The 26,844-nt window shown below is 30.5% G+C and carries 25 protein-coding genes and 1 other annotated feature; all 25 genes read left to right on the forward strand.

Translation table 11 applies throughout. From position 1 onward, the window contains the following. Nucleotides 1–19 precede the first annotated feature (19 nt). The 25 genes from HMPREF0391_RS06750 to HMPREF0391_RS06870 all read left to right on the forward strand — a co-directional run bounded on the left by HMPREF0391_RS06750 (nucleotide 20) and on the right by HMPREF0391_RS06870 (nucleotide 26,836). Entirely contained in the window at nucleotides 20–409 is a 390-nt protein-coding gene (locus HMPREF0391_RS06750; RefSeq protein WP_035109460.1) for a hypothetical protein, read from the forward strand. Then, nucleotides 409–2,646 carry a penicillin-binding transpeptidase domain-containing protein gene (locus tag HMPREF0391_RS06755; RefSeq protein WP_002836220.1) on the forward strand — a complete coding sequence of 746 codons (2,238 nt, stop codon included), beginning with the start codon at nucleotides 409–411 and terminating at the stop codon, nucleotides 2,644–2,646. The genes HMPREF0391_RS06750 and HMPREF0391_RS06755 overlap by 1 nt, the downstream gene beginning before the upstream one ends. Nucleotides 2,647–2,724: 78 nt before the next feature. Next, nucleotides 2,725–3,687, forward strand: coding sequence for a phospho-N-acetylmuramoyl-pentapeptide-transferase (mraY, locus tag HMPREF0391_RS06760; protein WP_002836221.1), 963 nt, complete (start codon nucleotides 2,725–2,727; stop codon nucleotides 3,685–3,687). 7 nt (nucleotides 3,688–3,694) lie between these two features. Then, nucleotides 3,695–5,020 carry a UDP-N-acetylmuramoyl-L-alanine--D-glutamate ligase gene (gene murD / locus HMPREF0391_RS06765; RefSeq protein ID WP_002836222.1) on the forward strand — a complete coding sequence of 442 codons (1,326 nt, stop codon included), beginning with the start codon at nucleotides 3,695–3,697 and terminating at the stop codon, nucleotides 5,018–5,020. Nucleotides 5,021–5,024: 4 nt separating this feature from the next. Next, nucleotides 5,025–6,134 carry an FtsW/RodA/SpoVE family cell cycle protein gene (locus HMPREF0391_RS06770; protein WP_002836223.1) on the forward strand — a complete coding sequence of 370 codons (1,110 nt, stop codon included), beginning with the start codon at nucleotides 5,025–5,027 and terminating at the stop codon, nucleotides 6,132–6,134. Beyond that, on the forward strand, nucleotides 6,131–7,243 hold the full coding sequence (murG, locus tag HMPREF0391_RS06775; protein WP_002836224.1) for an undecaprenyldiphospho-muramoylpentapeptide beta-N-acetylglucosaminyltransferase: 1,113 nt from the start codon (nucleotides 6,131–6,133) through the stop codon (nucleotides 7,241–7,243). The genes HMPREF0391_RS06770 and murG overlap by 4 nt, the downstream gene beginning before the upstream one ends. Next, the gene (locus HMPREF0391_RS06780; protein ID WP_002836225.1) at nucleotides 7,230–7,952 is read left to right on the forward strand and encodes a cell division protein FtsQ/DivIB; all 723 of its coding nucleotides are present in this window, start codon (nucleotides 7,230–7,232) and stop codon (nucleotides 7,950–7,952) included. The genes murG and HMPREF0391_RS06780 overlap by 14 nt, the downstream gene beginning before the upstream one ends. Before the next feature lie 333 nt (nucleotides 7,953–8,285). Next, a complete protein-coding gene (ftsZ, locus tag HMPREF0391_RS06785; protein WP_002836226.1) occupies nucleotides 8,286–9,368 on the forward strand; it encodes a cell division protein FtsZ in 1,083 nt (360 codons plus the stop codon). Further along, nucleotides 9,368–9,820, forward strand: coding sequence for a transcriptional regulator NrdR (gene nrdR / locus HMPREF0391_RS06790; RefSeq protein WP_002836229.1), 453 nt, complete (start codon nucleotides 9,368–9,370; stop codon nucleotides 9,818–9,820). The genes ftsZ and nrdR overlap by 1 nt, the downstream gene beginning before the upstream one ends. A gap of 93 nt (nucleotides 9,821–9,913) precedes the next feature. After that, nucleotides 9,914–11,209, forward strand: coding sequence for a replication-associated recombination protein A (locus tag HMPREF0391_RS06795; RefSeq protein WP_002836230.1), 1,296 nt, complete (start codon nucleotides 9,914–9,916; stop codon nucleotides 11,207–11,209). Further along, the gene (gene asnS / locus HMPREF0391_RS06800) at nucleotides 11,206–12,591 is read left to right on the forward strand and encodes an asparagine--tRNA ligase (protein ID WP_002836231.1); all 1,386 of its coding nucleotides are present in this window, start codon (nucleotides 11,206–11,208) and stop codon (nucleotides 12,589–12,591) included. Before HMPREF0391_RS06795 ends, asnS begins: the two co-directional genes overlap by 4 nt. A 47-nt stretch (nucleotides 12,592–12,638) precedes the next feature. Beyond that, nucleotides 12,639–12,819 (forward strand) — a binding site (T-box leader). 37 nt (nucleotides 12,820–12,856) lie between these two features. Then, nucleotides 12,857–15,265 (forward strand): leucine--tRNA ligase, encoded by a 2,409-nt coding sequence (gene leuS / locus HMPREF0391_RS06805; protein WP_002836232.1) that lies wholly within the window; start codon nucleotides 12,857–12,859, stop codon nucleotides 15,263–15,265. A gap of 106 nt (nucleotides 15,266–15,371) precedes the next feature. Continuing rightward, on the forward strand, nucleotides 15,372–15,779 hold the full coding sequence (locus HMPREF0391_RS06810; protein ID WP_002836234.1) for an RrF2 family transcriptional regulator: 408 nt from the start codon (nucleotides 15,372–15,374) through the stop codon (nucleotides 15,777–15,779). A 2-nt stretch (nucleotides 15,780–15,781) separates the two neighbouring features. Then, a complete protein-coding gene (locus tag HMPREF0391_RS06815) occupies nucleotides 15,782–16,969 on the forward strand; it encodes an AI-2E family transporter (RefSeq protein ID WP_002836236.1) in 1,188 nt (395 codons plus the stop codon). A 10-nt stretch (nucleotides 16,970–16,979) separates the two neighbouring features. Beyond that, nucleotides 16,980–19,601: an alanine--tRNA ligase gene (gene alaS, locus HMPREF0391_RS06820; RefSeq protein ID WP_002836237.1), complete on the forward strand. Its 2,622-nt coding sequence runs from the start codon at nucleotides 16,980–16,982 to the stop codon at nucleotides 19,599–19,601. A gap of 12 nt (nucleotides 19,602–19,613) precedes the next feature. After that, complete coding sequence (locus HMPREF0391_RS06825; protein WP_002836238.1) at nucleotides 19,614–19,880, forward strand: IreB family regulatory phosphoprotein; 267 nt, start codon at nucleotides 19,614–19,616, stop codon at nucleotides 19,878–19,880. Between the two features lie 52 nt (nucleotides 19,881–19,932). Next, nucleotides 19,933–20,346, forward strand: a complete 414-nt coding sequence (gene ruvX, locus HMPREF0391_RS06830) for a Holliday junction resolvase RuvX (RefSeq protein WP_002836239.1) — start codon at nucleotides 19,933–19,935, stop codon at nucleotides 20,344–20,346. 2 nt (nucleotides 20,347–20,348) lie between these two features. After that, the gene (locus tag HMPREF0391_RS06835) at nucleotides 20,349–20,591 is read left to right on the forward strand and encodes a DUF1292 domain-containing protein (protein WP_002836240.1); all 243 of its coding nucleotides are present in this window, start codon (nucleotides 20,349–20,351) and stop codon (nucleotides 20,589–20,591) included. Beyond that, complete coding sequence (locus tag HMPREF0391_RS06840; RefSeq protein WP_002836242.1) at nucleotides 20,591–21,043, forward strand: Fur family transcriptional regulator; 453 nt, start codon at nucleotides 20,591–20,593, stop codon at nucleotides 21,041–21,043. The genes HMPREF0391_RS06835 and HMPREF0391_RS06840 overlap by 1 nt, the downstream gene beginning before the upstream one ends. Then, nucleotides 21,044–22,711: a ribonuclease J gene (locus HMPREF0391_RS06845; protein ID WP_002836243.1), complete on the forward strand. Its 1,668-nt coding sequence runs from the start codon at nucleotides 21,044–21,046 to the stop codon at nucleotides 22,709–22,711. Nucleotide 22,712: 1 nt separating this feature from the next. Next, a complete protein-coding gene (locus HMPREF0391_RS06850) occupies nucleotides 22,713–23,051 on the forward strand; it encodes a YlbF family regulator (protein WP_002836245.1) in 339 nt (112 codons plus the stop codon). After that, nucleotides 23,044–23,688 (forward strand): O-methyltransferase, encoded by a 645-nt coding sequence (locus HMPREF0391_RS06855; RefSeq protein WP_002836246.1) that lies wholly within the window; start codon nucleotides 23,044–23,046, stop codon nucleotides 23,686–23,688. The genes HMPREF0391_RS06850 and HMPREF0391_RS06855 overlap by 8 nt, the downstream gene beginning before the upstream one ends. A gap of 46 nt (nucleotides 23,689–23,734) precedes the next feature. Then, complete coding sequence (locus HMPREF0391_RS06860) at nucleotides 23,735–24,961, forward strand: peptidase U32 family protein (protein WP_002836247.1); 1,227 nt, start codon at nucleotides 23,735–23,737, stop codon at nucleotides 24,959–24,961. Between the two features lie 37 nt (nucleotides 24,962–24,998). Then, nucleotides 24,999–26,156 (forward strand): HlyD family efflux transporter periplasmic adaptor subunit, encoded by a 1,158-nt coding sequence (locus tag HMPREF0391_RS06865; protein WP_002836248.1) that lies wholly within the window; start codon nucleotides 24,999–25,001, stop codon nucleotides 26,154–26,156. Then, entirely contained in the window at nucleotides 26,156–26,836 is a 681-nt protein-coding gene (locus HMPREF0391_RS06870; protein ID WP_002836249.1) for a YggS family pyridoxal phosphate-dependent enzyme, read from the forward strand. The genes HMPREF0391_RS06865 and HMPREF0391_RS06870 overlap by 1 nt, the downstream gene beginning before the upstream one ends. The last annotated feature ends 8 nt before the right edge of the window (nucleotides 26,837–26,844 follow it).

The raw sequence follows: 26,844 nt of genomic DNA on the forward strand, positions 1-26,844 counted from the left end.
TTAATAAATGGAGACAAAAATGGGTAATGCACAAAGAAAAATTGAAGTTTTTCCACAGTATGTAGAAAAAAAAGAATTTGAAGTCAAAAAAATTGAACAAACAAAAAAATTAAATAGACCTAGTAGGAGAACAAATCTTTTTTCTACTTTTAATAAAGTAATGATATGCGTGGTTATTTGTTTATCCATTTTGGTGATGAATCGTTATTCTAAGATTCAAAGCATGTCCAGTGAATTAAAAGAAGTAAAAAATCAAGTAATGCTTACAGAAGGCAACCGAGATGTGATAAAATCTAATATAGAGAGTAAATTAACTAATAAAAATATTGAAGAAATAGCAAAAAATAATTTGGGTATGCAATTTCCCGAAAATGCTCAAATTATGTACTTAAAATTAGAGGAAAAATAATGAGAAGGCGCAATTTAAGCAAAGAAAAAATCAATAAAAATTTCAATAAAAACTACAATTCTCGTATTGTAGTTTTATTTTGTATATTGACAATTATTGTATTGTTAATAGTTGGTAAACTGATTTATTTACAATTGACCCCTGCTGGAGATAAATATCGAAAACTTTCAGCAAAACAAAGCACCAATACTATTAATATTGATGCTGAAAGAGGAAAAATATTAGATACAAATGGTGAGACATTGGCAGATAATGTGGTATCTAATAATTTGTATGTAAATGCTACTTATTTAAACGATCAATCGAAATCAAACTTAATTGATTCGTTAGGAAAAACTTTAAGCATGAAACCTGAAGAATTAAGAAAAGTTTTAGATAAAAAGAAAACAGTTCTAGTTAAACCTTCATTATCGAAAACAGAAATAGAAAACATAAAAAAACTACCTATAAGTAATCAGAAATTTATTAGCATCGTTTCTGAGAAAAAGAGATATTATCCAAATAAAGAAATGTTAGCTCAAGTTTTAGGATTTACAAATGTAAATAATGATGGAGTTGTCGGATTGGAGAGCTTTTATAATGCTAAATTAAAAGGTAAACCAGGAAAAAGAATTCTGAACAGTTCAGTTAATCGATCGATTGATTTATCAGATGATAGTTCTGTGATTATTAATCCGGAAAACGGATATGATTTAAAAACAACTATAGATAGTACTATCCAAGGCTTTGTAGAAGATAGTTTAAAAGACATAGAAAATAATTTTAAACCAAAATCTGCGACGATAATCGTTATGAATCCAAATAATGGAGATGTTTTGGGTATGGGATCTTTCCCTAATTTTAATCCCAATGATCCTAAAACTCCGCTTTTAAAAGATCAAATAAATGAATTAAATGATTTGAAAAAAGAGAATGATGAAGATAAAATCAGTAAATTTTATTTTAATATGTGGGAAAACAAAGCAACTTCATGGACTTATGAGCCTGGAAGTGTATTTAAAACTATAACTAGTGCAGCTGCAACTGAAGAGCACACAGCAACACAAGAATCACATTATTTCTGTAATGGATTTATTAGAGATATTCCAGGCGTTGTCATAAGATGTGAAAGATATTGGAATCCTCATGGTGACGAAACATTTCAAGAAGCTTTCAACAATTCTTGCAATATTGCATATGTAAATATTGGTAGAGATTTGGGAAAAGCAAATATGCAAAAATACGTAAATGGATTTGGTTTTAATCAAAAAACAGATATTGATTTACCGGCTGAAGAATTGGGAATAGCTCCAAAGAGCGTTAAAGACATCGACGCAGCAAGACTTGCTACGCTTTCTTATGGTCACGGTATTTCAGCAACGCCGATTCAAATGATAACTGCTTTAAACTCAATAGTAAACGGTGGAATGTTGATAGGACCACATGTTGCAAAGGAATTTGTTTCAAAGGATACAAAAAAGATAGAAAAAGTTCAACCAAAAGTAAAAAGACAAATTATTTCAGCACAATCTTCAAAGCAAATTAATAAAATGTTGCAGGGAGTTGTTGATGACGGAAGTGGTAAAAAAGCTGCAATTCAAGGATTTGGAATCGGTGGTAAAACGGGAACAAGTATAAAAATCGAAGACGGCAAATACACTGACAGTAAAACAACTGCATCATTTTTTGGATCTTTTCCAACAGATCACCCAGAATACACAGTTCTAATCGTTGTAGATGAGCCTCAAAGAAAAAACGGCGGAAGTGCTGTATGCGCACCTTCTGCAGGAAAGATTTTTTCTAGAATTATCGAGTATAAGAGAATAAATAAAACTAGACTGGATGCTGACGATTCAGATAAGGTTACTGTTCCAGAATTAGAAGGGCTTACATTGAAGTTAGCGGTTGATAAATTAAATTCGTTGGGATTAAAGTCTAAGGTTACAAATTCAAATTCGAATTCAAATTCAATTGTAAAATCTCAAGAAACAGCTGCATATTCTAAAGTGAATAAGGGAGATATAATTGAACTTACAACAGGAAGTGTTGAGGACTCAATGATTAGAATTCCTGAAATAGTAGGATTCACAGTTGAAGATGCTGTAGATACTTTAGAAAAATACGGTATTAAAAATATCGAAATCAAAAATGGTAAAAAAGGTAAAGTAGTAAAAACTGATCCTGAAGAAAACAAATTGATGGATCCAAAATCTTACATTAAAATTTATACTGAACAAGAGAAAAATACTGAAGAATAATTTTTTCGTGTGGTATAATAAATACTTATGAGGTATAAAATTGGACATAATTTGTGTTCATTATTTAAGGAGATAAATATGAATTTTAAAAGTGAAATTTTAATGTCGATGTTATTATCAATTGTAATTTCATTGATATTAGGAAAGTTTATAATCAAGATTTTAAGACAAAAACATATTGGTCAAGAAATCAGAGATGACGGCCCGAAATCACACTATTCGAAAGCTGGAACGCCAACTATGGGAGGTATTATATTTATAATATCTACGTTGATTACTGTGATTGTATTTAGATTATTTAATAGTGAAGTTTTGTTGGCGATATATGGAATGCTTGCATTTGGAGCAATTGGCTTTATAGATGACTTCATGAAATTAGTGATGAAGCGTTCATTGGGATTAAATGAAAAACAAAAACTTGTGTTACAACTTTTGTTTTCCATCATAGCTTGTTTTTTGATTAAACAAGTAAATCCGAATTTCACAAAACAAGTTATTCCTTTCTTCCATAAAACAGTAGATTTTGGAATAATAACTTATCCATTCTTGATTTTCGTAATGATGGGAACATCTAATGCTACTAATCTTACTGATGGATTAGACGGACTTGCAACTTCTGTATCAATTCCTGTGTTTATTGCTACAAGTATTATTTTATATAACTTAAATTCAACAGCTAGTATATTCAGTATTATATTTGCAGGTAGCCTTTTGGGATTTTTGGTGTACAATTCAAATCCAGCCAAAGTTTTTATGGGTGATACAGGTTCGATGGCTATAGGTGGCGCTTTGGTTATGATTATGGCTATGTACGGCTTAAGTTTGTACTTAATCATTTTAGGATTTGTGTACATGATTGAAGTATTATCTGTAATAATTCAAATGACTAGCTACAAATTGAGAAACAAAAAAAGAGTATTTTTGATGAGCCCTATTCATCATCATTATGAATTAAAAGGCTATAAAGAACAAAAAATAGTATCAACTTTTATGGTTGTATCAGTGATTACAAGTTTAATTACTCTAATAGATATATTGTAGGTGAATTATGGAAAAAATATTAGTATTTGGATTAGCTAGAACAGGAATATCAGCTCTAAAAACATTAAAATTAAAAGGATATGATTTGGGAGCTATCGATGATAATATAGACGAAGAAAAAACAAAAATATTAAATGAATTAGACGTTAAAATAGAGACTATAGATACTATTGATAAATACGATATTATTTTAAAAAGTCCTGGTATTAGAATGGATAATCCAGTGATATTAAAGGCGAATGAATTAAATATCGAAGTTGTTAGTGATTTGGAATTGGCACAAAGAATTTTTGAAGATATTAAAATTGTTGCTATTACTGGTACGAATGGCAAAACAACTACAACTTCGTTAATGACTAAAATGTTGAATGATTCCGGAAGAAAAGCTATTTCAATAGGGAATATTGGTGTTGGAATGTTATGGGAAATCTACAACAGCGACAAGGACACTTATTTTGTTATTGAATGTTCAAGCTTCCAACTAGAAAGCACGAAAAATTTTAAACCACAATATTCTTGCATAATCAATATAACTCCAGATCATATTGATTGGCACGGAAGTATGCAAAATTATGTAAACGCTAAAAAAAATGTATTAAAAAATCAAGACGAAAATTGTTACACGGTACTTAATGTTGATGATGAATACTACGAAGAATGCAAAAAATTTACAAAATCAAACGTATATGATGTATCGACTTCAACTGATGTTAAAAAAGGTTCATTCATCAAAGACGATTCAATATATTTTTCTGATTCAGATTGCAACAAAATAATTGACTTAAAAGATGTTAAATTAATAGGCTATCATAATTATCAAAATGTTCTATTCTGTGTTACTTTAGCAAAGTTGATAGGTATTAATGATGATAGTATCAGACAAACTTTAATGAGTTTTTCTGGTGTAGAACATAGACTAGAATTTGTAAGAGAATTATCGGGAGTAAAATACTACAACGATTCTAAGGGAACTAATGTAGATGCTAGTGTAAAAGCAATAGAATCTTTTGATAAGAATGTTATTATATTAGCTGGTGGATACGACAAAAAAGTAAGCTTGGATAATTTTTTCATAGCTGGTAAGGACAAATTTAAAGCGTTGATTTTAATGGGTCAAACTAGAGATTTGTTTGAGAAAAAAGCAAGAGAATATGGATTTGGAAATATATTTTTAGTAGATGATATGAAACAAGCCGTAACTCAAGCTAATAAAATAGCCGAAAGTGGAGATGTGGTATTACTTTCTCCTGCTAGTGCAAGTTGGGGAATGTACAATAACTATGAAGAAAGAGGAAACGAATTTAAAGAATTAGTTAATAATTTGCGAGGATAGAAGCATGAAACTTTCAAAAGATGGGAAAGGTATCTTGTATATAACAATTTTCCTGACAATTTTTGGAATAATTATGGTACTAAGCTCAAGTTGGCCAACCGCAGTTAGTGAGCATAGAGCTTGGTATTATTATGGCCTAAGACAAGGGATTTTTGCCTTGCTAGGTTTTATTTTCATGAAATTTACAAGTGTATTTAATAATGAAAATTACAAAAAAAATGCATTATGGATATATATTTTCGCGATTTTATTGTGTATGTTGGTCTTCACACCGTTGGGAAAAGAAATAAATTACGCAAAACGTTGGATCAAGATTAAATCGTTTAGCTTTATGCCATCGGATATTCTTAAATTTGCATCGATTAACTTAGCAGCAGTTATTGTATCGCAAAACATCAATAAAATTAAAAACTTCAAAGAAGGATTTATGAGGATGATTATATTAGTTGCGATATCGGGAGGGGTTGTATTTATGCAACCTGATTTGTCAACTGCAATAGTAATCATAGGAAGTGTATTTTGCGTATTCATGGTTAGTGGTTTAAATATTAGATACATTATATCTACATTTATAACTGCGCTTGTATTTGGATACGTGGCGATATTTAAAGTAAAAATAGGATACAGTAGAATTGACAGGATTATAGCTTTTATTGATCCGTTGGGAAATTTAGAAGATCAGGGATGGCAATTATCCCAATCGTTAGCTGCTGTATCTAACGGTAGTTTTCTGGGCAGCGGATTGGGCATGAGTAAACAGAAATTTTTGTATTTATCACAAGCACACAACGATTTTATCTTTGCGATTATTTGTGAAGAATTTGGATTTTTGGGAGCTTTGATTTTAATTATTGCTTACTTTGCCTTCCTAGTTTTTGGAATTAGAATCGCGATGAAAACGAAATATACTTATTCAAGATTATTAGTTTCTGGAATACTTTTCGTGATAGGGATACAAGCTTATGTTAATATGACAGTGGTTACAGGATTAATTCCTCCAACAGGATTGACGTTACCGTTTATATCTTACGGTGGAACATCGTTGATGATTATGTTGGCATTAGTAGGAATAATTTTAAATGTAGACAGAAACAATGAAGAGGAGAGACAATGAATATAATAGTATCTGGCGGCGGAACTGGTGGACATATATATCCAGCCATTTCATTAATTGAAGAATTAAAAAAAAGAGATGAAAACAATAAAATACTTTATGTAGGAACTGAAAAAGGATTAGAAAGTAGCATTGTTCCAAAATTGGGAATAGATTTTAAAACTATACATGTTAGAGGAATTCCTAGAAAAATCAATGCGAATTCATTTAAAGCTTTAAAAGAATTATTTAAAGGATTAAAAGAAGCAAATAAAATTCTTAAAGAATTCAAACCAGATCTTGTTATTGGAACTGGTGGATATGTGAGTGGTCCAATTTTATATAAAGCTACTAAAACTAAAGCAAAGGTAGCTTTTCACGAACAAAATAGCTTCCCTGGAGTAACTAATAGGATACTATCAAGATATGTAGACAGATATTTTGTAACATTTGAAGAATCTATTAAATACTTTAAAAATCAAGAAAAAGCAGTGGTAACGGGCAATCCAATCAGGAATAGATTTACTGATATTGAAAAAAATAAAGACGCAGCAATTGAACAATACAAAATATCGGATAATAAAAAAGTTGTATTCATATTTGGCGGATCAAATGGTTCTGAAATATTAAACAAAGCAACACTTGATATGGTCGATAAAATTTCTAATCAAGATAAATTTGAAGTAATATTGGCTACAGGTAAATTAAATTACGATGAGTTTATACAAAAATCAGGAAATGAAATTAGAAATTTACACATCTATCCATATATAGATGACATAGATAAAGCTTATTCTGTGTCTGATTTGATCGTTACAAGTAGTGGGGCTATAACACTAGCTGAACTATCCTTCTTGGGTAAAGCGTCAATACTTGTTCCAAAAGCATATACAACAGAAAATCATCAAGAACACAACGCAAGAGCATTTGAAAAAATAGGAGCAAGTAAGGTTATATTGGAAAAAGACGTGAATGCTAATACCCTATTTTACCAAATAAATGAAATACTAAGTGATGATAAATTGTTACAAGAACTTTCAGAAAACTCGAAGAAAATGTCTTATCCAACTGCTTGTAAAGATATTGTAGATGAACTTTACAGATTGGTAGAACAAGATGAAAAAGCATAGAGTAGTAATTATTGTGGCAATATCGCTACTGATTGGACTCATAGCGTATTTATGTGCTACACTTGACTATTTTTCAATAAAAAAAATCACAGTTAAAAACAATAAAATAGTAAAAATATCTGAAATACAAAATTATGCTAATTACTCATTAGGAGAAAATATTTTTAGATTTAATAAGAAAAAATTACAGGAAAAGATTAATAAAGATATTTATATTAGAAATGCAAATATCAAGAAAATTTATCCAAATACTATTGAAATAACAGTGGAAGAGGCAAAGGATATTTGTTATTTTGAAGTTGGAAAAGATAAATTTTTCGTAGATTCGGATTTTAAAATTGTAAGGAACAAAGATAGAATAGACTATTCAAAAATTGTTAAAATTGTTGGAGCAAATGAAAATCTGTCAAAAATTAGTAATTTAAAATCGGACGAAAAATTTCATGAATTTTTGAATAACCTTTATACACACAAAATTTTGGAACAATTAACTGAGATTAATGTGGTAAATTCGAATGATATAACAATGGTTACAAAAAATGAAATAAAAGTCTTTTTTGGAAATTTAAATGACTCAGAAAAGAAATCAAATAATATTTCAAAGATTTTAAAAGAAATTAGTACTAAAAGTATAAATACAAAAATGCTAGATACTAAAGATCCTCAAAAACCATTTTTGATAAAAGAAAATTCAGAACAAACTGAGTAATTACAGTTTTGGAGTTTGCCTTGCAAAAAAAGATTTTATAAGATGCATAAAAAATATGGTGTATTTATAATACATTGATGTATTATTAGTTTTGTGATTTAAAAATTAAATCAAACTGAAAGAATAAGTAATAAACTTCAAAAATGATTGAGATACAAAACGAAATAGCTAGATATAGCTAAAAATAATTAAATATAATAAAAATTATACTACAAGTACAATAAAAATGAGAAGTGAAAAAACACTAGATGTCATTAAAAATATTGTTGAACTTGTAGTATAATTAAGTTAAAGAGATTAAAAGGAATTTTAATTACAAATTAGGAGGATGTTATGACTTTTGATATGGAACTAGAAGATAATGATTTAGCTAAAATCAAAGTAATTGGTGTTGGTGGCGGCGGAAATAACGCCGTAAAGAGAATGAAAGAAGAAGGCTTGCAAGGTGTAGAATTTGTTGCAGTTAATACTGACAAACAAATTTTAAATAATTTAGATATTAATACTAAATTGCAAATTGGAAGCAAGATTACAAAGGGTTTGGGAGCCGGAGCTAATCCTGCAGTTGGTATGAAAGCTGCTGAAGAAAGTAGAAACGAAATCGAAGAAGCACTTGACAAAACAGACATGGTATTTGTTACTGCTGGTATGGGTGGTGGAACAGGTACTGGTGCCGCACCAATAGTTGCTCAAATTGCAAAAGAAAAAGGAATACTTACAGTTGGTGTTGTAACAAAACCATTTACATTTGAAGGAAGAAAAAGACAAATGCAAGCTGAACAAGGTATTGAAGCTTTGAAGGGAAAAGTTGATACTTTGGTAATAATTCCTAATGATAAATTGTTACAAATTTCAGACAAGAGAACTACAATGTCTGAAGCTTTCATGATGGCTGACGAAGTTCTTATGGATGGTATTCAAGGTATCTCTGATTTAATCGCTGTACCTAACTTAATCAACTTAGACTTTGCAGATGTTAGATCAATTATGTTAAACCAAGGTATTGCTCACATGGGTATTGGTAAAGCAAACGGAGATAACAGAGCTATGGAAGCTGCTAAACTTGCAGTTAAGTCTCCTTTATTAGAAACATCAATTGGTGGAGCAAAAGCTGTATTAATCAACGTTACTGGAAAAGAATTAGGATTATTCGAAGTTAATGAAGCTGCAGAATTAATCAGAGAAGAAGTAGATCCAGATGCTAATATCATATTTGGTGCTGGTATTGATGAATCATTGGGCGATGATATCAAGATCACTGTTATTGCAACAGGATTTGATTCTGACAATCCAATGGCTAATAAATTAAAATCAAACAAAAAATCTGATTCGGTTTCTCAAAAATCAGAAGAAACTTCTGAAAAAGATCACGACGATATAGAAATACCTTCATTCTTGAAGAGAAGAGGATTCTAATGAAATGTCCGTTCTGTAATGCATCTGATACAAAAGTTGTAGATACTAGAGCATCCGAAGACGATAAGATAGTTAGACGAAGGAGAGAATGCATTTCTTGTCACAAAAGATTTACCACTTATGAAAGATACGATTTTAATAACCTTACAGTGGTAAAAAAAGATAAAAATAGAGAAGCTTTTGATAGGGATAAAGTGTATCGTGGAATGAAAAAGTCATGTGAAAAAAGACCTGTTCCAGATTCAGTGTTGCTTGAGGCTACTAAAGAGATAGAAGTTGAATTAACGCATAGCAATAAAAGGGAGGTAGATTCATCTGAAATAGGTGAATTAATAATGAAAAAGCTTAAGAAAATTGACAAGGTGGCATATATTCGTTTTGCTTCTGTGTATAGAGAATTTACAGATGTTAAATCTTTTAACGAAGAAATATCAAAATTAGATAATGAATAAGGTCGGGTAATTATCCGACCTTTAATTTTTATTTAACGATATTTAGTTTTTGTGGTAAGATATAAATAAAATAAATGTTAAAGGGGAAATATTTTGGATTTATTTGAATATAATTTACAATTACAAAAAGAAAATAGTTCGCCGTTAGCAAATAGACTCAGACCTAAAAGTTTGGATAAGTATTTTGGCCAATCCCATGTGGTTGGAGAAGGAAAGCTTTTGAATAGATTGATAAAGGCTGATAAAATTCCTTCCATGATTTTTTATGGTCCACCTGGAACTGGAAAAACGACATTGGCAGAAATAATCTCAAATCAAACTAATTCATTGTTCGAAAGATTATCTGCTATTTCTAGTGGAGTTAAAGATATTAGGGAAGTCATCTCAACTGCAAAAAATAATTTGAGCATGTATAATAAAAAGACTGTTTTGTTTATAGACGAAATTCACAGATTTAATAAATCACAGCAAGACGCACTTTTAGGATATGTTGAAGATGGAACAATTACTTTGATAGGTGCCACTACAGAAAATCCATTCTTTGAAGTTAATAAGGCTCTTTTATCTAGATGTCAAATTATCGAGTTGAAACCGTTGACTGATACAGATATTAGAAATATCATAGAAAATGCGCTTACAGAAGATAAAAAGCTAAGAGAAATGAACATTCAAATCAATGAAAAAGCAATTGATGTTCTTGTCAATTCTGCAAATGGAGATGCAAGAAGTGCCTTGAATGCTTTGGAAATTGCGGTCGAAAGCACAGACCAAGTTAATGGATGTTTAATCATAGATGAAGATGCGATAAAAAATTCTGTATTTAAACCTGTGTTAAAATATGATAAAGAAGAAGATCACTATAATGTTATATCGGCATTCATTAAATCTATGAGAGGTTCTGATATCGACGCTGCTTTGTATTACTTAGCAAGAATGATTGAAAGCGGAGAAAATCCCAAATTTATCGCGAGAAGAATGGTGATTTTCGCATCAGAAGATATTGGTTTGGCAAATCCTGAAGCTTTGACTGTAGCTATCAATGTGTTCAATGCAGTTAATTTAATAGGACTACCTGAATGTAGGATAAATTTATCGAATGGGGTAATTTATCTTGCATCTAGTGAGAAATCGAATACGTCTTATGTCGCAATTGACAAGGCTTTGGAAGATATTCGCCAAAACAAGATTTACGATGTTCCTAGTCATTTGAAAGATGCACACTACAGTGGGGCAAAATCATTGGACAGAGGAATTGGGTACAAATATCCACATAACGATGATTCGTATCAACAATATTTACCAGACGAACTGAAAGATCAAAAATATTACGATCCAAAAGATATTGGATATGAAAGCAAAATATATAAAAAAACGAGGAGTAAAGAATGATATTAATTAGAGATTTGATTAAAGATTACGAAAAGTATTCTGACAAAGAAGTTGAAGTTGGAGGTTGGATTAAAAACTCAAGATTCAGTAAAAATGTTGGTTTTATTGAACTAAACGACGGAACTTTTTTCAATCCAGTTCAAATAGTAGTAGGAAAAGATAATGAAGATTTTGAAAAGAGTGAAAAACTAAAATTAAGTTCAGCAATTATTGTCGTAGGTAAATTAGTTTTGACTCCAAATTCTAAGCAACCATTTGAAATTCAAGCTTCAAAAGTAATTGTAGAAGGAGAATCTACAGATGATTATCCACTACAAAAGAAAAGACACACTTTTGAATTTTTGAGAACAATCTTACATTTAAGACCAAGAACAAATACATTTAATGCTGTATTTAGAGTTAGAAGTAGATTGGCATTTGCTATTCATAAATTCTTTAATGAAAGAGGATTTGTGTATGTCCATACTCCAATAATAACAGGCAGTGATGCTGAAGGTGCTGGAGAAATGTTCAGAGTTACAACATTGGACTTAGATAATATTCCAAAAGATGACGATGGAAATGTTGATTTTTCACAAGATTTCTTCTCAAAATCTACTAACTTAACAGTAAGTGGTCAATTACAAGCAGAAGCTTACGCATTAGCATTTAGAAATGTGTATACATTTGGACCAACTTTCAGAAGTGAACATTCTAATACTCCTAGACATGCTGCAGAATTCTGGATGATGGAACCTGAAATATGTTTTGCTGACTTGGATGATGTATGTAATTTGGCTGAAGATATGGTTAGATATATCATAAAAGATGTTATGGAAAATTGTGAAGAAGAAATAAAATTCTTCAACAGTTTTGTAGACAAGAACTTAATTGAAAGATTGACAAAAGTTGCAAACAAATCATTCAAAAAATTAACTTACACTGAAGCTGTTGAAATTCTACAAAAATCAGGAGAAAAATTCGAATATCCTGTTGAATGGGGAATGGATTTACAAACAGAACACGAAAAGTATTTGAGCGAAAAAGTTGTAGATGGTCCAGTATTCGTTACTGATTATCCAAAAGAAATCAAGGCGTTCTACATGAGACTTAACGACGACAATAAAACAGTTGCGGCAACAGACCTTTTAGTTCCAGGAATTGGTGAATTAATTGGTGGAAGCCAAAGGGAAGAAAGATACGAATTGTTAGATAAGAAAATGGATGAATTAGGATTCAACAAAGAAGAATACAAATGGTATCTTGATTTAAGAAAATATGGCGGAGTTAAACACGGTGGATTTGGATTAGGTTTCGAAAGAATGGTAATGTATATGACAGGAATGTCAAACATAAGAGATGTCATTCCGTTCCCAAGAACTGTTGGACATTGTGAATACTAATATTGAATTTAATTCTGTGATGTGATATCATAGTAATAAGTTTTTATAATAATATTTGAATAAAAGTAGTAAATAATTAAAAATTTTCAGAGAATTGATGGTTGGTGCGAATCAATATTTGAGATTATTGAACTTGTTTATTAATAGAATATTCGTATATCTGCGTTAAAGATTTGAGTGGGATTAACCAATAAGAGTGGTACCGCGGAATTTTATTTCGTCTCTTCTATGTAAGAGGCGAATTTTTTATTATTTGGAGGTAAAAATGGATAGATATAATCCGAATTCAATTGAGAAAAAGTGGCAAAAATATTGGGAAGAAAACAAAACTTTCAAGACTTCTGATGACAAATCAAAAGAAAAATTCTACGCATTAGTAGAGTTTCCTTATCCTTCTGGACAAGGACTACACGTAGGTCATCCAAGACCATACACTGCATTGGACATTGTTTCAAGAAAAAGAAGAATGCAAGGATATAATGTTTTATATCCAATGGGATGGGATGCATTTGGACTTCCTACAGAAAACTTTGCTATTAAAAATAAAATAAGACCAGAAATTGTTACTGAAAACAACATCAAAAATTTCAAAAGACAAATGCAATCAATAGGTTTTTCTTTTGATTGGGACAGAGAAATAAATACAACAGACCCAGATTATTATAAATGGACTCAATGGATTTTCATCCAAATGTTTAAAAAAGGACTTGCTTATAAAAAGGAAATGCCGATTAACTGGTGTCCTTCATGTAAAACAGGACTTGCAAATGAAGAAGTAATTAACGGTCACTGCGAAAGATGTGGCGGTGAAGTAATCAGAAAAGTTAAGAATCAATGGATGCTTAAGATTACTGAATACGCTGATAGACTTATAGATGATTTAAAAGATGTCGATTATTTGGATAGAATAAAATCGCAACAAATCAACTGGATTGGAAGATCATACGGTGCAGAAATTAATTTTTCAATAAAAGAAGTTGACGAAAAAATTACTGTTTTTACAACAAGAGCAGATACTATATTTGGTGCAACTTACATGGTTATTTCAGTTGATCATCCTTTAATTGAAAAATATAGCGCTCAAATTAAAAACATCGAAGAAATCAGAAGTTACAGACAAGAAGTTGCTAAGAAATCGGAATTAGAAAGAACGGATTTATCTAAAGAAAAGACAGGATATAAAATTGATGGATTGACAGCGATTAATCCTTTGACTAGCAAAGAAATTCCTGTTTATGTATCAGATTATGTATTGATGACTTATGGAACAGGTGCTATTATGGCAGTTCCAGCGCACGATGACAGAGACTACGAATTCGCTAAAAAATTCAACATCGAAATGATTCCTGTAATTGAAGGATCTGACATAGAAAATTCTGCATTCACTGAAACAAATGAAGGAAATCTTATTAATTCTGAATTTTTAAATGGTTTGAGTGTAGATGAAGCAAAAGAAAAAATGTATGAATACATTGAAGAAAAAGAAATAGGTCACAAGAAAACAAACTACAAATTGAGAGACTGGGTATTTTCTAGACAAAGATATTGGGGAGAACCAATTCCATTGGTTTACTGTGAACATTGTGGATGGGTTCCTTTGGAAGAAAAAGATTTACCACTAGTATTGCCTAAGGTTGATAATTATGAACCAACAGATAATGGAGAATCCCCACTATCAAATATAGATGAATTTGTTCATACAAAATGTCCAAAATGCGGTAGAGATGCTGTAAGAGAAACTGATACTATGCCACAATGGGCAGGATCTTCTTGGTATTATTTGAGATATACTGATCCACACAACGACGAAGCGATAGCAAGTAAAGAAAACTTGGACTATTATGTTCCAGTTGACTGGTATAACGGCGGAATGGAACACACTACACTTCACTTATTGTATTCAAGATTTTGGCACAAATTCTTGTATGATATTGGAGTAGTTCCTACAAAAGAACCATATATGAAGAGAACTAGCCATGGAATGATTTTAGGTGACAACAACGAAAAAATGAGTAAGTCTCGTGGTAATGTTGTAAATCCGGATGATATCGTCAGAGATTTTGGTGCAGATACTTTGAGATGCTATGAAATGTTCATTGGAGATTTTGAAAAATCAGCTCCTTGGTCTGAAAATGGTGTTAAAGGTTGCAGAAAATTCTTGGATAAAGTTTGGAGAACGCAAGAATTAGTTGATGGAGATTCTAATTTTGAAAAAATGGAAACTTTGGTTCATCAAACTATTAAAAAAGTTTCAGAAGATTATGAAAACTTGAAATTTAATACAGCAATCGCTCAACTTATGACATTATTGAATGAATTCAACAACTTAGATAAAATTTCCGAAGAACAATTCAAGATATTCTTGATATTATTAAATCCAGTTTGTCCTCATATCACAGAAGAAATTTGGCAAAGAATGGGATATGAAGGATATGTTCACGAAGCTAGTTGGCCAGAATATGACGAATCGAAAACTATTTTGGATGTAATAGAGCTTCCTATCCAAGTAAATGGTAAGCTAAGAGCAACTGTAGAGATATCTAGAGATGCTTCTGAAGATGAAGTTTTTGAAAAAGCTATTGCAGATGATGTTGTAGCAAAATATCTTGAAGGCAAAAACGTAGTTAAGAAAATTTATGTAAAAGGTAGAATTTTTAATATAATTGTAAAATAATTTTGGTAATAGTAGATTGAGTTTTCTTAATCTACTATTATTATTGCAATAGGATATTTACACAACTATTTTACTATGATAAAATTTATCATAAATAGGAGGGCTTATGAGATTATCTACGAGAGGAAGATATGGACTTGCGGCTATGATATATTTAGGCAAAAAATATGGAGATAATCCAGTTAGTTTGAATGAAATATCTAAAGCCACAGGACTGAGTAATAATTATTTAGAACAACTTATACGAGAATTGAAAAAACAAGATTTAGTGATTTCAGTTAGAGGTGTACAAGGCGGTTATTTATTGAAAAAATCTCCAAAAGAAATTTCAGTAGCTGAAATTTTGGAGTGTTTAGAAGAATTTTTTGGAGTGACAGAATGTTCTGCAGTTCCCGGACTTTGTTCAAGAGAAGACACTTGTCCATCTAGGCTTATTTGGACTCAAATGCATGATGATATGATTAACAGCATTAAAAACGTGAGTTTGCAAGATTTAATTAGCAAAGAGAAATAGATATGCTTATTAATTCTGAATTTTTGCGTAACGCTTTAATATTTATAACTATTATTTTCATGGTTTTTGGAACTTATTTTCTAATTACTGTGGGAAATAGTAAAGTAGACGAAAAATACAAAATTGTATTTAATTTTCATAAAATAAAAAAGACTACCATATTAATACTTATATTGCTGGGAATTGCAGCTTTATTTTCAAAATATCCAATCATATATCATACAATTAATACTTTATTGATAGGAATAGTACTTTCATATATTATAAATCCTTTGGTAAAATATATTGAAAACAAAGGAGTTAAAAGGTCAATAGCTATTTTAATCATTTACGTTATAGTAATCCTTTTGATTATTTTATTGGGGATGATTGTTGTTCCACAAACTATACAACAAATAAAAAATATGATAATAAGCTTACCTGGCTTTATGTCGGATATTTCTGTGAAATTAAATGCTCTTAACAATAAAATATTTAAGGAATATCCGAATGTTAGCAAAATTATGTCCAACGCAATGCAAACAATTAATCAAAAGCTTGGAACTATCCAAACTTCAATATTGGACAAATTATCCCAAACAGGAAATGTTACGGGAAATATATTTAGTAATTTACTTAGAATTGTTTTAGTTCCAGTTGTAAGCTTTTATATGCTTTTAGATAAAGAAAAATGCATTGACTTTATAATGGGATTCATACCAAATGAAAATAAAGATAAATTTTTGAGTATTTGTTCTGATATGGATAAAGCTTACAGTGAATTTATTCGTGGCAGATTAATTATGGCAATTTTTGTAGGAGTCTTGACTGCGATTGCCTTAATCATTATGAAAGTCGATTTTGCAATTATAATTGGAATACTTACAATGGTAGGCGATATTATTCCATATATTGGTCCTTTTATAGCGGTTACTCCAGCTTTTATTTTGGCTTTTTTGGACAGTCCATTAAAAGCGATAGTTGTAGTAGTTGTATTTGTTTCTATTCAATGGGTTGAAAATAATATTCTAGCACCTAAATTATTAGGTTCAAAAATTGGAATTAATCCATTGTTAGTAATTGTTAGTTTGATTATAGGTGGAGGAATGTTTGGAGTTGTGGGTATGATTCTTTCAGTTCCATTCGTTGCTACAGTTAAAATATTATATTTACATTTTAAAGATAAGATTAAAATGTTTTTTAAAAATTAGTGAGGTTATAATGAAAGATTACGGTTTAAATGAAATTAGAAAAAAATTCTTAAATTATTTTGGGGAAAGAGGACATCTTGTTATCAAATCATTTCCTCTTATACCACAAGATGATAAAAGTCTTTTACTTATAAATGCTGGAATGGCACCTTTGAAAAAGTATTTTACAGGTGAGAAAAAATTAAAAAAAGACAGGGCAACATCTTCACAAAGATGTATCAGAACAGCAGATATTGACGAAGTAGGAAAGACTCAAAGGCATGGTACATTTTTTGAAATGCTTGGTAATTTCTCTTTTGGAGATTATTTCAAAAAAGAAGCCATTACATGGGCTTGGGACTTTTTAACAAATGAATTAGAAGTTCCAAAAGATATCTTGTGGATAACTGTATATGAAGAAGACGAAGAAGCTTATAATATTTGGGTAAATGAAGTAGGAGTAAGTCCAGAAAGAGTTGTTAAATTAGGAAAAGGTGATAACTTCTGGGAATTAGATCAAGGACCTTGTGGACCATGTTCTGAAATTCACGTGGATAGAGGATTTGAATTTGACCCTAGAGAAGATGCAAAACCTGGTGATGAGGGCGAAAGATTCTTGGAAGTATGGAATTTGGTATTCACACAATTTAACAAAACTGCTGACGGAAAATACGAAAGAATTGCTCATCCAAATATAGATACTGGTATGGGTCTTGAAAGAATTACAATGGTTTTGGAAAATGCTGATAATATTTTTGAAATTGGATTAGTAAAAGATATAATCAAAACTATTGAAGAAATTTCAGGCGTAAAATACAAAGAAAATCATCAAAACGACGTGTCAATCAGAATTATTGCTGACCACGTACGTGCCATGACATTTTTAATATATGATGGTGTTATTCCAAGCAATGAGCAAAGAGGATATGTACTAAGAAGACTTATAAGAAGAGCTTGTAGACACGGAAAATTGTTGGGAATAAACGACAGTTTTATAGAAAAAGTTATAGATTCTTGCATTAAAGTTTATGAATCTGGATATCCTGAATTAAAAGAAGAAAGAGATAGAATTGTAAAAATAGCTAATGCCGAAGAAAAGAAATTCCAAGAAACTTTGGATTTAGGTTTGAGCATATTAGATTCTATGTTAAAAGAAACTGATTCAGATGTATTCAGTGGAGAAAATGCATTTAAATTATATGACACTTATGGATTCCCTATAGATTTAACTAAGGAATTGGTTGGTGAAGTCAACAAAACTGTAGATGAAGATGAATTCAAAAAATTAATGGAAGAACAAAAAGAAAGGGCCAGAGGATCAAGAAATGAATCCAATATGGGTTGGTCATCTGATAAAAAATATGGAGAAGGACTTCCTGAAACAAAATTTGATGGATATGATTCTTTGAAAGATGAAAGTGAAGTTATCGAAATCTACGGAGAAGATGAAAATAATTTAAACGCCGGACAAATGGGTATAATACTATTAGATTGTACAACTTTCTATGGAGAAGGCGGAGGTCAAGTAGGCGATAAGGGAATTATCTACAATGATAATTTCAAAGCTGAAGTGTACGACACTAAGAAAACTGGCAAGAAAGTATTCCTACACTACGTAAAAGTTATCGAAGGAAGCTTAAATGTAGGAGATAAAGTTACGATCGAAGTAGATGAACTTAATAGAAGAGATATTATGAAAAATCACTCTGCAACACACTTATTGCATCAAGCATTAAAGGATGTTGTAGGAGATCACGTAAATCAAGCTGGTTCTTACGTTGATGGAGAAAGATTAAGATTTGATATTACACATTTTGAAGCAGTTACTAAAGAACAATTAGAAAAAGTTGAACAAATTGTAAATGAAAAAATAGCTTTAGGTATTCCTGTTAAAATTGATGAAATGTCATTAGAACAATCTCAATCAATCGGAGCTAGAGGTCTTTTCGAAGATAAGTATCAAGATGTTGTAAGGGTTGTACAAATGGGAGATTATTCCAAAGAATTATGTGGAGGAACTCACGTTAAGACAACAAGTGATATTCAAATGTTAAAAATACTTTCCGAATCAAGTGTAGCGGCAGGTGTTAGAAGAATTGAAGCAATTACTGGTCGTGCAGTGTACAAATATTTAAATGAAAGAGATAGTTTGATTGATACTGTAAAGCATTCATTAAAGGCATCTAACGAAGATGAAATCACAAGAAGAATTGAAATGAACACTGAAGAAATTAAAGAATTGAAGAAAAAACTTAAAGATATAACAAATAAGGATTTATCTTCAAATATTGATTCAGTTATTGAAGATGCTGTAGACATTGACGGCACAAAAGTTTGTGTATTTGCGTTAAGTGGTTTGGACAATAATTCTTTTAGAGATTTTGGAGAAAATATTAAATCAAAATTAGAAGATGGGGTTGTAATACTAGCTAATTCGGATGAATCAAAAGTATCATTTATAACTTTAGTTACGGACTCAGCAGTTAAGAAAGGTGTATTTGCCGGAGATATTGTTAGAGAAGTTGCCAAAGTATGCGGTGGTAATGGCGGAGGACGTAAAGATTTTGCACAAGCTGGTGCAAAAGATAGTTCCAAAGTTGATGAAGCACTACAAAAGGGAATTGAAACAGTAAAATCAAAAATTAATGCTTAAAGGAGGCAAAAAATGGAAGGTAAGGATTTAAACCATACGGTTAGATTTGAAGCATCAAAACTTGAACAGAAATCAATAAAGGAAACTTTGAAGAAAGTTTACCTAGCTTTAGAAGAAAAAGGGTATGATCCTAAAAATCAAATTATTGGATATATATTATCAGGAGATCCTACTTACATTACAAGCTTTAATAATGCGAGAAATTTGATTAGACAAATAGATCGAGATGATTTATTGGGAGAAATGTTAGAAGTTTATTTGAACGAAATAGATAAATAGAGGATAATGTAGAGCTGTTACTTGTAACAGCTCTCAAAATATGTAAGTAATTATGGAAAGATATATTGGACTTGATGTGGGAGATAGAACTATTGGTGTCGCGATAAGTGATCCATTTTTATTGACTGCCCAATCTTTGATGACTATCAAGAGAAAAAGTAAGATTGAAGACATAGAAATCATAAATGATATAATCAAAGAAAAAGAAGTCAGTAAAATTATAGTAGGTCTACCTAAAAACATGAATAATACTATTGGCCCTCAAGCTAAAAAAGTTAAAACATTTGTAAAAGAACTAAGAAAACACACTGATTTGGACATTGAATATGTTGACGAGAGACTAACAACTGTCAGTGCTACAAGAGTATTGATAGAACAAAATGTATCAAGAAAAAAAAGGAAAGATGTAATTGATAGTGTTGCAGCTACTTATATTCTGCAAACTTATTTGGATATGGGAAGATAATTATGGAAACTATAAAATTATACGATGAAAAAAACAATGAAAAAGAATTTAAAATAATCAATACATTTGGTATGGACGATGATAATTATTGCGTATTAGAAGATGTATCAAATGGTGAGAATGTTATTTTGAAATATATTGAAAATGATGAACAAGTTGAATTTATTGGATTAGAAAACGAGCAAGAATTAAACGATGCTATCGAAATATACGAAGATTTAATGAATTCACAAAAGGAGCAATAATGAACATAGAAACATTGAAAACTAGGCTAATCAATGCCGGATACAAAGTTACTAAGCAAAGAGAAGTAATTTTTGAAGCATTGTTAGAAAATATGGATTCACACTTATCTCCGGAAGAATTGAACGAAATAGTAAGCAAAAAAGATCCGGAAATTGGTATAGCTACGGTTTATAGAACTTTATTAATTTTTGAAGAACTAAACTTGGTTTACAAGTTAGATTTTGATGATAAAAGATACAGATATGAATTGGTTGATGAGGATGAAGACCATCATCATCACCATATAATATGTACAAATTGTGGAAAAGTTGATGAAGTAAAATACGATTTATTGGAAGATATCGAAAAACAAATCAGCAAGGATTACAACTTCGATATCCAAAATCACGATTTAAAGTTTTATGGAATATGTTCTGATTGCCAAGAAAAAATGAAAAATGAGGAGAAATAAATGGCAAAAAAGAATATTGATAAATTAAAAGTTATTCCACTAGGAGGACTTAACGAAATCGGAAAGAACATGACAGTAATTGAATACAAAGATGATATTATTGTTGTGGATTGTGGAATGACATTTCCAGATGAAGAAATGTTGGGAGTTGATATAGTAATCCCAGATATTTCTTATCTAGAAAAAAATAAGGAAAAAATTAGAGGCATTGTAATTACTCACGGACACGAAGATCATATCGGGGCAATTCCTTATGTATTAAAAAAACTAGATGTTCCTGTGTATGGTACAAAACTTACAATGGGACTTTTAGAAAATAAAATATTGGAGCACAAGTTAAGCTTGAAGTCACTTCATACAGTTGATTACAAAAAATCAATAAAACTTGGGGCGTTTAGCGTAGAATTTGTAAAAGTATGTCACTCAATTCCTGATGCTGCAAGTTTATCAATAACAACTCCTGTGGGAGTTTTGTTCTTTACCGGTGATTTCAAAATTGACTACACTCCAATTGATAACAATAGAATGGATTTTGGAAGAATAGCTGCCATAGGAAATAAAGGTGTCCTTGCACTTTTTGCTGATAGTACAAATGTTGAAAGGCAAGGTTATACTTTAAGCGAAAAAAGCGTTGGAAAAACATTTATAAATTTATTTGATGATGCACCTGCTAGAATAATTGTAGCTACATTCGCGTCTAATGTCCACAGAATTCAACAAGTTATTTCAGCGGCTGAACATTTCAATAAGAGGGTGGCGCTTTCGGGTAGATCAATGATTAACACTGTTAATGTTGCGCGTGAATTGGGATACATTAAAGTTAATGAAAAAACTATTATTGATATTAATGATATCAACAGATACCGTCCAAACGAAATAGTTCTTCTAACAACAGGTTCTCAAGGAGAGCCAATGAGCGCAATGACAAGAATGGCTAATGGAACTCATAGAAAAGTTCACTTGGACCCTACAGATACAGTTATTTTATCTGCAACACCAATTCCAGGAAATGATAACCAAGTTAGTTCAGTTATCAATAAATTAATGGAAATGGGTGTTAAGGTTATTTATTCTTCGTTGGCAGATGTCCATGTAAGTGGACACGCTTGTCAAGAAGAATTGAAATTGATGCATTCATTAGTTAGACCTAAATTTTTTGTTCCACTTCACGGTGAAATGAGACATCTGAAGTGTCATGCGAACTTAGCGCTTGATCTTGGAATGAAAGAAAAAGATATAGTTATCGCTGATAATGGTAATACAATAGAATTTACTAGAAAAAGCATTAACCTTGTAGACACTAAATTTGCAAGTAATATTTTAGTAGATGGACTTGGAGTAGGTGATGTCGGAAATGTGGTATTACGAGACAGAAGACACTTATCAGAAGATGGTCTAATAGTTGTCGTAATTACTTTAGATGCTAGAAATAAAGAAGTGATAGCTGGGCCTGACATCATTTCAAGAGGATTTGTATATGTAAAAGAAAATAATGATTTAATGGAAGATTGCAAATCTGTTGTACAAAAAGTTTTAGATGAATGTTATACAAAAAATATTTATGATTGGTCTACTCTTAAACACAATATAAGAGAAACATTAAAGAAATTCTTATATCAAGAAATTAAGAGAAATCCAATGATATTGCCAGTAATAATGGAGGTATAATATGGAATATAAGAAAAAAGCTGAAGAATTGGCACAAATGCTGAACAATTCTCCAGAGTTTCAAGAACTTAAAAAACTTCACAAAGAAGTTTATAAAAAGAATGAAACTAACAAAAATATGATAGATGATTTTAAAAAGCATTTGTTTGAATATCAATTAAAAATTCAACAAACAGGAAAAGAAGATCCTGAAGATGTACAAAAACTTCAAAACTTACAAAATATTATAATGACAAATCACGAAATAGCAGCTTATTTACAAGCAGATGCAAGATTTTCTATGATTTTGAAAGATGTTTATGATGCATTAGAAGGTGGCATTAAATTAGAAGATGAATAGTATTGTAAATGAACAACTACAAGATTATTTAAGACAATTATCAAAAAGTGACGATGAAACTATTTTAGAGCTAGAAGAATTTGCTAAGAATAATCATATCCCAATAGTTGAAGCAGAAGTTAGACAATTATTAAAGATGATTTTGCTGATGGAACAACCAAAAACTATTCTAGAAATAGGGACAGCTATTGGTTACAGCTCGATTATTATGAAAAAAACTTGTCCTGGTGCAAAGATTACTACAGTTGAAAATTACGAAAAAAATGCAAATTTTGCCAGGGAAAACTTCAAAAAGTACGGCTATGATGATATTGAATTGATATTTGGCGACGGATATGAAGTTATGAAAAATATGGATACAAAATTTGATCTGATATTTATCGATGCTGCTAAAGGACAATATATAAAATATTTCGAAGAAGCTGTTCGATTATCTAACAAGAATTCTGTTATTGTATGCGACAATGTTTTGTTCAGAGGGATGGTATGCGAGAAAGAATTTTATGAACACAGACACAGAAAGATAACAATCGTTAAGAGATTAAGAGAATTTTTGGAAATTATTTCTGATAGTTCAAAATATGATACAACTATAATTCCAATTGATGATGGAATGAGCATAACTAAATTAAAATAGCATTAGTCGGGAGTCTATGATTTCCGACTATTTTTGAGGAGATTAAATGAAAAAAGTTGAATTATTAGCACCGGCAGGTGATTTAGATAAATTAAAAACAGCCATTGATTATGGCGCAGATGCAGTGTATATGGCAGGTCCTGACTATGGTTTGAGAACTGCATCTAAGAATTTCACATTAGATGATATGAAAGAAGCAGTGGAATACGCTCATAGCAGGGGCAAGAAAATATATATAACAATGAATATATTAGCCCACAATGATGATTTGGAAGGAATTGAAGAATATATTCAAAGCCTGATCGATATAAATGTAGATGCTTTGATTGTTTCTGATCCTGGAATTTATTCTATTATTAGAAGTATTAATCAAGATATTGAAGTTCACATGTCAACACAAGCATCTGTGACAAATTTTAGAACAGTAAAATATTGGATGGATCAAGGAATCAAAAGAATTGTGTTAGCTCGTGAATTATCTTTGAAAGAAATTCAAGACATCAAGAAAAACATTCCTGATTCTGAATTAGAATGTTTTGTACATGGAGCTATGTGTATGTCTTATTCAGGAAGATGTTTATTGAGTAACTACATGACAGGAAGAGATGCAAACAGAGGAGACTGCGCACAAGCTTGTAGATGGAAGTACAGACTTGTTGAAGAAAAAAGACCTGGAGAATATTTTCCGATCGAAGAAGACGAAAAAGGAACTTTTATTTTCAATTCAAAAGATTTGTGTATGATTGAACACTTAGATAAATTAATCGCAGCAGGAATTGATAGTTTGAAAATAGAAGGTAGAGTAAAGAGTCAATATTATGTAGCTACGGTAGTTAGAAGCTATAGAATCGCCATCGACAAGTACTATAATAATGAATTTGATGAACAAACAGCGAAGAGACTTTTAGAAGAAATTAAAAAAGTTTCTTATAGAGATTTTACTACAGGATTTTTTGAAAAAAAACCTGATGAAAATGACCAATTGTACGAATCATCTTCTTATATTAGAAAATATGATTTTGTAGGGTTATTATTAGATTATGATGAAGAAAGTAAAATTGCTACTTTTGAACAAAGAAATAGAGTTTTCGAAGGAGACGAAGTAGAAATCTTTGGCCCAGAAGATGGATTTATTACAACAAAGATTGAAAAAATGTATGACGAAAAAATGAATGAAATTGAAGTGGCAAATAAGGCTCAACAAATTTTTAAAATTAAGATTGATCAAAAACTTCAACCTAATTCGATGATGAGAAAAAAGAGCGATAATTAATTTTGGAATGTAAATTATACTATGATATAATCAGATTATGAAAACGAAAAAACTTAACAAAAAAGAAATTTTTATAATAATTATTTCTGTTTTACTATTAGTATTTATTGTTCACAATTTATTAGGTTTTTTATTCAAACGAAACCTATATCTTGTGAACGACATTTCCAAAATAAAAAACGAAATAAATGTAAATGCTCTTGTTCTAAAAGATGAGTACATTTATTTAAATGATGTGGATACGAAAGCAGCTGAAAATATCAAATATCCTGTGGGATCTAATGTAATAAACGTACCGAAAGACATCAACTTACAAATGAGTACGAAATATATAGATGACAAATTGAACGATTTGGAAATAAATCACAGCGATAAGACTACAAGTAAATTTGAGATAAAAGATACTGATATTAAAACATTATCAAATTCTATAAGAAATAGAAACTTTGATGATAAGTTTTTGTCTGAATATGATAAGAAAAAGAATATCACAGAAGAAGAGTATTTTCATTCTAAAAAAGAATTAGAGATATTGAAACAAGTTTTAAACTCAAATTCATCTACAGTTAAGACCACAGTTAGTGGAGTGTTAAAAAACAATATTGATAACTATGAAAATTTTTTAGGATATAACTCTTCAAGCATTCTAGGTAGTGATTTTTATTTAAGAGATATTGATGACAATTATTCTACTAAAGGCTTATCAGTTGTTGATAGTATGAATTTATCGTTGGTATTTGATGTGGAAAGTTCTAAGTTGAATAGAAATTTGAAAAATAACGACGAAATTGAAATCAATGTTGACAAAAACGATTATTCAGCGCACATAAAAGATATAAAAGTAAATGGGAATATCATTACAATAGTATGCGATATGAATGATGGTATTAATGATTTAATGAATAAAAGATTTGTGCCTATAACTGTGATTGATAAAAAAACAAAAGTATTCAAAATACCTAGAAAATCAATTATTACGAAAGATTCTACACAAGGCGTTTACATTAAAAAAGAAACAGGAATTATCAAATTTGTAGCGGTAAAAGTTTTAAAAACTGACGATAAATTTGCCTACGTTTCAACGGGCACTGATGGACAGATTGATGTTAATAACAGAAAAGTAAAAACTTTGGAGCTATACGATTATATTGTCAAAAATCCAAAGTTTGTTAAAGAGGGGGAACTTTTAAAATAATGAGTATAAAAGACAATCTAAATGAAGTTAATGAAAATTTGAAAAAATTTGCTTCGCATGGAGAAACACCACATCTTATTGCTGTTACAAAAACTGTGGACATTGACAGAATTAAAGAAGCTATTGATTGTGGAGTAACTGATATTGGTGAAAACAAGCCTCAAGAAATGAGCTGGAAATATGATGAATTAAAAGATTGTGTTAATTATCATATGATTGGTCATTTGCAATCTAATAAAGTAAAAGATGTTGTAGGAAAAGCTTGTTTGATTCATTCATTAGATAGAATGAGTGTTTTAAAAGAAATAGAAAAAAGAGCTAGTGCAATTAATAAACCACAAGATTGTTTGATTCAATTAAATGTTGCAGAAGAAGAGCAAAAATCTGGTTTATATCTTGATGATTTGGATTCTTTTATTGAAGAAATAGAAAAAACAGAGTTTGTAAAAGTAAAAGGATTGATGAGCATTGCTCCATTTGCAGAAGATCCAGAAGAAATTAGATGGGTTTTCAAGAAAATGAGAGAAATTTATGATAAAATAAAAAATACAGAATACAAAAATATAGAAATGAAATACTTATCAATGGGAATGAGCCACGACTACAAAGTGGCGCTTGAAGAAGGATCCAATATGGTAAGAGTTGGAAGCTTTATTTTTGGTAAAAGAAATTACAATTAGGAGGACAT

The organism is Finegoldia magna ATCC 53516 (assembly GCF_000159695.1).
In the GTDB taxonomy this organism is placed as follows: Bacteria; Bacillota; Clostridia; order Tissierellales; family Peptoniphilaceae; genus Finegoldia; species Finegoldia magna_F.

Excerpts from the sequence above, each read along its gene's own strand:
- murG (WP_002836224.1), top strand. The coding sequence starts at position 6,131 with ATGAATATAATAGTATCTGGCGGCGGAACTGGTGGACATATATATCCA.
- asnS (WP_002836231.1), top strand. The coding sequence starts at position 11,206 with ATGATATTAATTAGAGATTTGATTAAAGATTACGAAAAGTATTCTGAC.
- HMPREF0391_RS06870 (WP_002836249.1), top strand. The coding sequence starts at position 26,156 with ATGAGTATAAAAGACAATCTAAATGAAGTTAATGAAAATTTGAAAAAA.
- ruvX (WP_002836239.1), top strand. The coding sequence starts at position 19,933 with ATGGAAAGATATATTGGACTTGATGTGGGAGATAGAACTATTGGTGTC.
- HMPREF0391_RS06810 (WP_002836234.1), top strand. The coding sequence starts at position 15,372 with ATGAGATTATCTACGAGAGGAAGATATGGACTTGCGGCTATGATATAT.
- nrdR (WP_002836229.1), top strand. The coding sequence starts at position 9,368 with ATGAAATGTCCGTTCTGTAATGCATCTGATACAAAAGTTGTAGATACT.
- HMPREF0391_RS06750 (WP_035109460.1), top strand. The coding sequence starts at position 20 with ATGGGTAATGCACAAAGAAAAATTGAAGTTTTTCCACAGTATGTAGAA.
- leuS (WP_002836232.1), top strand. The coding sequence starts at position 12,857 with ATGGATAGATATAATCCGAATTCAATTGAGAAAAAGTGGCAAAAATAT.
- HMPREF0391_RS06815 (WP_002836236.1), top strand. The coding sequence starts at position 15,782 with ATGCTTATTAATTCTGAATTTTTGCGTAACGCTTTAATATTTATAACT.
- HMPREF0391_RS06860 (WP_002836247.1), top strand. The coding sequence starts at position 23,735 with ATGAAAAAAGTTGAATTATTAGCACCGGCAGGTGATTTAGATAAATTA.
- HMPREF0391_RS06845 (WP_002836243.1), top strand. The coding sequence starts at position 21,044 with ATGGCAAAAAAGAATATTGATAAATTAAAAGTTATTCCACTAGGAGGA.
- ftsZ (WP_002836226.1), top strand. The coding sequence starts at position 8,286 with ATGACTTTTGATATGGAACTAGAAGATAATGATTTAGCTAAAATCAAA.
- HMPREF0391_RS06840 (WP_002836242.1), top strand. The coding sequence starts at position 20,591 with ATGAACATAGAAACATTGAAAACTAGGCTAATCAATGCCGGATACAAA.
- HMPREF0391_RS06835 (WP_002836240.1), top strand. The coding sequence starts at position 20,349 with ATGGAAACTATAAAATTATACGATGAAAAAAACAATGAAAAAGAATTT.
- HMPREF0391_RS06755 (WP_002836220.1), top strand. The coding sequence starts at position 409 with ATGAGAAGGCGCAATTTAAGCAAAGAAAAAATCAATAAAAATTTCAAT.
- HMPREF0391_RS06850 (WP_002836245.1), top strand. The coding sequence starts at position 22,713 with ATGGAATATAAGAAAAAAGCTGAAGAATTGGCACAAATGCTGAACAAT.
- HMPREF0391_RS06855 (WP_002836246.1), top strand. The coding sequence starts at position 23,044 with ATGAATAGTATTGTAAATGAACAACTACAAGATTATTTAAGACAATTA.
- HMPREF0391_RS06865 (WP_002836248.1), top strand. The coding sequence starts at position 24,999 with ATGAAAACGAAAAAACTTAACAAAAAAGAAATTTTTATAATAATTATT.
- mraY (WP_002836221.1), top strand. The coding sequence starts at position 2,725 with ATGAATTTTAAAAGTGAAATTTTAATGTCGATGTTATTATCAATTGTA.
- HMPREF0391_RS06825 (WP_002836238.1), top strand. The coding sequence starts at position 19,614 with ATGGAAGGTAAGGATTTAAACCATACGGTTAGATTTGAAGCATCAAAA.
- murD (WP_002836222.1), top strand. The coding sequence starts at position 3,695 with ATGGAAAAAATATTAGTATTTGGATTAGCTAGAACAGGAATATCAGCT.
- alaS (WP_002836237.1), top strand. The coding sequence starts at position 16,980 with ATGAAAGATTACGGTTTAAATGAAATTAGAAAAAAATTCTTAAATTAT.
- HMPREF0391_RS06770 (WP_002836223.1), top strand. The coding sequence starts at position 5,025 with ATGAAACTTTCAAAAGATGGGAAAGGTATCTTGTATATAACAATTTTC.
- HMPREF0391_RS06780 (WP_002836225.1), top strand. The coding sequence starts at position 7,230 with ATGAAAAAGCATAGAGTAGTAATTATTGTGGCAATATCGCTACTGATT.